The organism is Pseudomonas sp. AGC41, assembly GCF_057334555.1.
This window is the reverse complement of sequence record NZ_JBHFJB010000047.1, coordinates 15,896-21,548: the sequence shown is the minus strand read 5'-3', so window position 1 is coordinate 21,548 and position 5,653 is coordinate 15,896. Positions and strand designations below refer to the sequence as shown.

General features: G+C 61.3%; 8 protein-coding genes. 1 reads left to right on the top strand and 7 read right to left on the bottom strand.

The window, feature by feature from the left end; all coding sequences use genetic code 11:
* Positions 1-41: 41 nt before the first annotated feature.
* The 3 genes from ACE04F_RS09470 to ACE04F_RS09460 form a co-directional block, all read right to left on the bottom strand.
* Positions 42-449, bottom strand: a complete 408-nt coding sequence (locus ACE04F_RS09470; protein ID WP_486106163.1) for an ester cyclase — start codon at positions 447-449, stop codon at positions 42-44.
* Between the two features lie 69 nt (positions 450-518).
* Positions 519-911: a GFA family protein gene (locus tag ACE04F_RS09465; protein WP_486106155.1), complete on the bottom strand. Its 393-nt coding sequence runs from the start codon at positions 909-911 to the stop codon at positions 519-521.
* 30 nt (positions 912-941) lie between these two features.
* A complete protein-coding gene (locus ACE04F_RS09460; protein WP_486106153.1) occupies positions 942-1,868 on the bottom strand; it encodes a LysR family transcriptional regulator in 927 nt (308 codons plus the stop codon).
* Between the two features lie 132 nt (positions 1,869-2,000).
* Here ACE04F_RS09460 and ACE04F_RS09455 point away from each other — a divergent pair, with 132 nt between their 5' ends.
* The gene (locus tag ACE04F_RS09455; protein ID WP_305495457.1) at positions 2,001-2,405 is read left to right on the top strand and encodes a RidA family protein; all 405 of its coding nucleotides are present in this window, start codon (positions 2,001-2,003) and stop codon (positions 2,403-2,405) included.
* Between the two features lie 156 nt (positions 2,406-2,561).
* On the opposite strand, the gene ACE04F_RS09450 is transcribed toward ACE04F_RS09455, so the two are convergent.
* From ACE04F_RS09450 to ACE04F_RS09435, 4 genes are all read right to left on the bottom strand, one after another.
* The gene (locus ACE04F_RS09450) at positions 2,562-3,041 is read right to left on the bottom strand and encodes a VOC family protein (RefSeq protein WP_486106151.1); all 480 of its coding nucleotides are present in this window, start codon (positions 3,039-3,041) and stop codon (positions 2,562-2,564) included.
* Positions 3,042-3,107: 66 nt separating this feature from the next.
* Positions 3,108-4,409 (bottom strand): Nramp family divalent metal transporter, encoded by a 1,302-nt coding sequence (locus ACE04F_RS09445; RefSeq protein ID WP_434652732.1) that lies wholly within the window; start codon positions 4,407-4,409, stop codon positions 3,108-3,110.
* Between the two features lie 144 nt (positions 4,410-4,553).
* Positions 4,554-4,793, bottom strand: coding sequence for a hypothetical protein (locus tag ACE04F_RS09440; RefSeq protein ID WP_434603833.1), 240 nt, complete (start codon positions 4,791-4,793; stop codon positions 4,554-4,556).
* Positions 4,786-5,568, bottom strand: a complete 783-nt coding sequence (locus ACE04F_RS09435) for an MlaA family lipoprotein (RefSeq protein WP_486106148.1) — start codon at positions 5,566-5,568, stop codon at positions 4,786-4,788. The genes ACE04F_RS09440 and ACE04F_RS09435 overlap by 8 nt, the downstream gene beginning before the upstream one ends.
* Positions 5,569-5,653 lie beyond the last annotated feature (85 nt).

The following is a 5,653-nucleotide window of genomic DNA, read 5'->3' as shown; positions in this document are numbered from 1 at the left end:
GGCTCGCTCCCACATTCATCCACTCAATCATGCATTTGTGCTCAAAGCCCTTCTCCGGAAGGGCTTTGACGTTGGAGCGCCGCCTCCACCGCAGCCTTGTCGATGACCGACCACACGCGAACGATTTTTCCGCCATCGAAGGCGTAGAACACATTCTCGGCAAAGCGAATCCGCCGGCCATCGGTCTCAAGCCCGAGAAACAGGCCGCGCGGCGAGCAATCGAACAGCAGCCGGGCCGCGACATTCGGCGGTTCGACCACCAACAGATCGATATTAAAACGCAAGTCCGCAATGGTCCTCACGTCGTTCTCCAGCATCGCCCGATAGCCCGCCAGGCCCACCGGCTTGCCGTTGTATTGCACGCTATCGTCGACAAAGCTCCCCAGCTCCTGCCAGCGACGGTCATTCAGGCAGTCGATGTAATTGCGGTATTGCTCGGCCAGGTCCATGTCCGTGTCCTCGGTTACCAGGGCGTATTTGGAGGACCGCACCGGGAGACCAAGGTTCTGGTTCGCACCCTACCCCTCAAACCGCCCCGTACCCTCGCGATCATGTTCATAGCGCCGTGAGAGTGGAAACGCTGGCAACCAGGATTCGCGGCGTGCGGTCCAGCTTTCGTAGGTGGGCATCAGTTGGTCGGGCGCATCCAGTGTACCCAGGTTGACTTCGACCTCGTCGCCGCTGCGGGCGAAGACGGACGAGCCGCAGTGGGGGCAGAAAAAACGTCCGGCATAATCCCGGGTTTCGCCGCTGACGGTCACCGCGTCCTCGGGGAACACGGCGGCGGCGAAAAACAGTGCGCCATGGTGCTTGCGGCAATCCAGGCAGTGGCACAGGCCAACCCGGTAGGGGCGCCCCGAAGCTTCAATGCGCACGTTGCCGCACAGGCAACCGCCAGTGAATCGGTCCATCGTCGATCTCCTCTGCATTCGAGAGAGTTTTCATGACACAGGCCGATCAATAATAGGCGCATGTTGCGCCATCAACTCCACCACCCAGTCGATGAATACCCGCAGTTTCGCGCTGATGTGCCGGTTCGGCGGGTAAGCCACGTAAAGCGGCATCGACTCCAGGCGCCAGCCTTCGAACAGCGGCACCAGCGCGCCTTGCGCCTCGTGGGGGCGGGACATGTACTGGGGCAGCCACAACACGCCCAGCCCCGCCAGGCCAGCTGCGAGGTAAGCGTTGCCATCGTCGACGGCGAGCACATGACGGCCCTTGATATGAAGGTATTCGTCATCCTTGTGCATGGCATAAGGCAGGGCCTTGCCGGTGCGCGCCCACAGGAAACCGACGATGCGGTGCGCAGAATCCTCCAGTTCCCGGGGATGAATGGGGGTGCCCTCGCGCGCCAGGTAACTCGGCGCCGCAAAGACGCCCAGGGCCAGGTCGCCGACGCGCCGGGCAATCAGCGACTGATCTGTCAGTTCACCGCCGCGCACCACGCAATCGACGTTTTCGTCGAGCATGTCGACGATGCGATCGCTGACGCCCAAGTCGATCTGGATGTCCGGGTATCGCTGAAAGAAACCCGGCAATGCCGGGACCAGGATCATTGCGGCCAGCGGACTCGGCACGTCCACCCGCAACCGTCCACGAGGCAGCGCCTGGGCAGTGGACAGGCTGGTTTCGGCGTCGTCCAGATCAGCCAGCAGGCGCATCGCCCGCTCGTAGAAAACCGCGCCGTCCGCGGTGACATTGACCTTGCGGGTGGTGCGGTTGAGCAGCCTGACGCGCAGCCGCGCCTCCAGCTGCTGTACCAGCTGGGTCACGGTGGTCTTGCTCATGTGCAGGGTCTCGGCGGCCTTGGTGAAGCTGCCCGCCTCCACGACACGTACGAACGCCTGCATCGCATCGAAACGATCCATGGGTGCCTCTGATTGTTTGGATTCTACAAACAGTGATCGCCAAGGTTGCTCGTTTATCGCCTGGACACAAGCCCCTAAAGTGACTTCATCGAAGATTTCCCGCCGCTTGCGGCTCATTTGATGGAGACACCCATGACACAGCGCGACGTTGTTTTCCCGCCCGGCCGCCAGGCTCTCTACGAGCGCAACCGTTACTCGCCGGCGATTCGTTCCAATGGTTTCCTGTTCGTCTCCGGGCAGGTCGGCAGTACCGAGGACGGTTCACCGGAGCCGCACCTGGAGGATCAGGTCCGGCGTGCGTTCAACAATCTGAAGGCAATCCTGGCGGCTGCCGATTGCAGCTTTGACGATGTGGTTGACGTGACGGTCTTCATGGTCGATCCGCAGTCGATATTCGAGCGAGTCTGGAGCGTCGTGCCGGAATTCTGGGGCAACGCGCCGCACCCGACGCTGACGGCGGTGGGTGTGACGTGGCTGTATGGTTTTCAGTTCGAGATCAAGGTGATTGCCCGGTTGCCGGAAACCACCGGGAGCTGACTTTGGTGTCAGCTCTGCTGCCGCTTTCGCGAGCAGGCTCGCTCCCACAAGGAATGGGGTTATCGGAAAATCGAAGTCACACCCAAACCCAATGTGGGAGCGAGCCTGCTCGCGAAGGCGGCGGTACATCCAACACCTCTGCAAGCTGTGCCGCCGTCAGCCCCTCACCGCCGCCTCAATCGCCGCGATATCGATCCGGGTCATGTTCATCATGGCTTCGAAGGCGCGCCTGGCGGCGGCTTTGTCGGAACTGGTGACCGCTTCGAGCAGCACCCGCGGGCTGATCTGCCACGACACGCCCCACTTGTCCTTGCACCATCCGCAGGCGCTCGCCTGGCCGCCGTTGTCGATGATCGCGTTCCACAAACGGTCGGTTTCGGCCTGGTCATCGGTGGCCACCTGGAAAGAAAACGCTTCGTTGTGCTGGAACATCGCCCCGCCGTTCAAACCGATACAGGGGATGCCGATCACGGTGAAATCCACGGTGAGCACGTCACCCTCCTGGCCCGCCGGGTAGTCGCCGGGCGCATGATGGATGGCGTTCACCGCACTGTCGGGAAAGGTGTCCGCGTAGAACTGCGCAGCTTCCTGAGCGGTGCCGTCATACCAGAGACAGATCCTGTTCTTGTTGTTCATCCGGATTCTCCGAAAGGGGCTGGACCATGAAGTCTAGCAGCCCCTCCAGAGCTGAATGAGCAGGCCTCAGGTAAACAGATCGACGCCCAGCTGGAACGCGACCCACAACGCCAGCCCGGTGGCAAACACCAGCGCGATGTTCTCGAACAGATTGTTGCGGTATTCCTTGCTCAGCAGCGACTTCTGGTTGGACATGATCAACAGGCCCAGGGAGATCACCGGCAAGCCGATGATGTTCAGGGCGTTGACACCGATGGTCAGGGTCACGAAGTCCGGCATGCCGGGCAACGACCAGATCAGCGGCGTCACCAGGATGAACAGCATGAACCATTTGTGCATCGGGTCACGGTGGAACTCTTTGCCATAGCGCTCGCGACGCTCGGGGCGTACGTGCTGGAAGGCGTCGGTGATGAGCATCGGGAACGCCGTGGTCTTGCCGGAAATGCTGGCGAACAGCGTGGCGAAGACACCGATGAAGAACACATACCAGCCAATCGGGCCAAAGAAGATTTCCAGGGCCTTGCCCAGGTCGCCCAGGGTTTTGACTTCGATGCCGTTGGGCCGCAGGATTTCCGCGCCGACGATCCAGATCGCCAGGTTGATAATGATCCCGACAAACACCGCGAACAGCAGGTCGTTGCGCTGGATGCGCTTGTGCTCAGGACCGACCCAGCCCTTCTGGCGCATGACATAGGGATGAACGAAGTTGGCGATGGAACCCGCCACCGCGCCGATCACCGAGACCGCCACCAGCAGCGCACCGTGTACGCCTTCATCCGGCGGAATGCTGAAGCCGATGGTGCCTTTGACGATACCGGCGACATCCGGGCCGGACATCACCGCCAGGGCCAGGAACGCCAGCGTCATGATCGCCAACAGCGCCTTCATCACGCCTTCGATCATCGAATAGATATTGCGCCCGACCAGCATCCATACCGCCAACACCACCGCCACCGAACAGAGCAGCGGATAATCGGTCTTGAGCAGCATCGCCAAGGCCTCGCCGGCGCCCTTGATCATGTAGGCATTCATCAAGTGCCCCATGAGCAGCGCATACACCAGCAGGAACCAGGCAAAGAACGGATTGAGTTGTGCGTAGCCCTGCAGGATGGTCATGCCCTGGTTATTGCAGAGCTGGAAGCGCGCGATGATGTTGACGATCAGGTAGCGCAGCAGCAGAGACACCGCCAGCACCCACATCATGGCGTAGCCGTAGTTGGCACCGGCCACGGAAGAGGTGATGAGGTCGCCTGCGCCCAGCCAGGAAAGAACCGCGATGATGCCCGGGCCTAGTAGCTTCAACAATCGTACAAAGCGGCTTTGCGCGGGGGCTGCAGCCTGCCCTTCGACGGAAGGTATGCTCGACATGGATGGAGTCTCCGTTATTTTTTTTGTGAGAACGGACACAGTCGACCATATTTCGTACGACATCGTACAACTCTAATTTATCAAGAGTATGTAAAAATGTTTCAGGGCTGCGCGGGCGGCAAACGGCCATTATTGAACCCGCCGTCAGTGGCCCTCCCCTCGTTCGCCGTTATTGATCATCCACCGGATCATGCTCGCCAGCGGCACGCGATAGTGCTGGGTGGCGCACAGGCCGGCTTGCTCGGGGTCGTACCATTCGACGTAGCGGCTGAGCAGCACATGCCGGCCATCCTCGGCGAGCCGCAACTCGACTTCGCGGCAATGCAACGCACCTTGATCAAGCGTTTTCACCCGACGATGCAGGACCAGCGCCTGGCTATTCATCTCCGGCGCCCTGTTCCTTACATTGCGGGTCGTCCTGGACGGCACCGAGTTTCCCGTCGGCGACAAAATCGGCGCGCCGTTGTGCGACCGCGTCGCGCAGCGCCACGTAGTAATCGGCCTGGGTCTGCAGTTTATCGGTGAGCGGTAGCGCCTCGGCGCGACCATCGACAACGCCGCCGACGGTCTTGATCGTGCCCAGGGTTTCGACGGTATCGCTGTTGCTGCCGAACGGGTCCACCGCGAAGCTCACCACCTTGCCGGTTGCGTCCCTCAGGTTGCCAGTGCCGAACAGTGGCAGCTCGACGATCGGCCCCGGGGCGATGTTCCAGACGCCGAAGGTCTGGCCGAAGTCGGACTCGTGACGGGCGATGCCCATCTTGCCCGACACGTCGATCAGCCCGACGATGCCCACCGTGGTGTTGATGACGAAACGGCCCAGGGTCGTGACCGAACGCTCGCCGTTGCCTTGCAGCAAATCGTTGATGAAGACCTTGGGCTCGCCGAAGTTGGCGACGAAGTTGTGCACGCCGCTCTGGAACATCTCTGGCAGTTTGCGATAGCCACGGGCGATGGGGGCCAGGGCGTAGTCGTCCACGGTGCGGTTGAAGGCGAAAATGCCGCGGTTCACCGGTTCCGCCGGATCATGCACGGCATAGGGCATATTCGCGCAGCTGCCCGGTGTTGCCGGTGGCGTGCTGCTGCAACCGCTGGCAAACGCCGCCAGCGCAACGACGATGGTGGATCGAACAAGCAGCGCGGGTCTGGCGATCGGCATACAGAATTATCTCGGCGAGGAATAAGGGGTGCATGCCAGTTGAAATCCGAACACCAAACCCGTGGTGGGGGAGCGTGCTCCCGCT

Excerpts from the sequence above, each read along its gene's own strand:
- ACE04F_RS09445 (WP_434652732.1), bottom strand. The coding sequence starts at position 4,409 with ATGTCGAGCATACCTTCCGTCGAAGGGCAGGCTGCAGCCCCCGCGCAA.
- ACE04F_RS09440 (WP_434603833.1), bottom strand. The coding sequence starts at position 4,793 with ATGAATAGCCAGGCGCTGGTCCTGCATCGTCGGGTGAAAACGCTTGAT.
- ACE04F_RS09470 (WP_486106163.1), bottom strand. The coding sequence starts at position 449 with ATGGACCTGGCCGAGCAATACCGCAATTACATCGACTGCCTGAATGAC.
- ACE04F_RS09465 (WP_486106155.1), bottom strand. The coding sequence starts at position 911 with ATGGACCGATTCACTGGCGGTTGCCTGTGCGGCAACGTGCGCATTGAA.
- ACE04F_RS09450 (WP_486106151.1), bottom strand. The coding sequence starts at position 3,041 with ATGAACAACAAGAACAGGATCTGTCTCTGGTATGACGGCACCGCTCAG.
- ACE04F_RS09460 (WP_486106153.1), bottom strand. The coding sequence starts at position 1,868 with ATGGATCGTTTCGATGCGATGCAGGCGTTCGTACGTGTCGTGGAGGCG.
- ACE04F_RS09455 (WP_305495457.1), top strand. The coding sequence starts at position 2,001 with ATGACACAGCGCGACGTTGTTTTCCCGCCCGGCCGCCAGGCTCTCTAC.
- ACE04F_RS09435 (WP_486106148.1), bottom strand. The coding sequence starts at position 5,568 with ATGCCGATCGCCAGACCCGCGCTGCTTGTTCGATCCACCATCGTCGTT.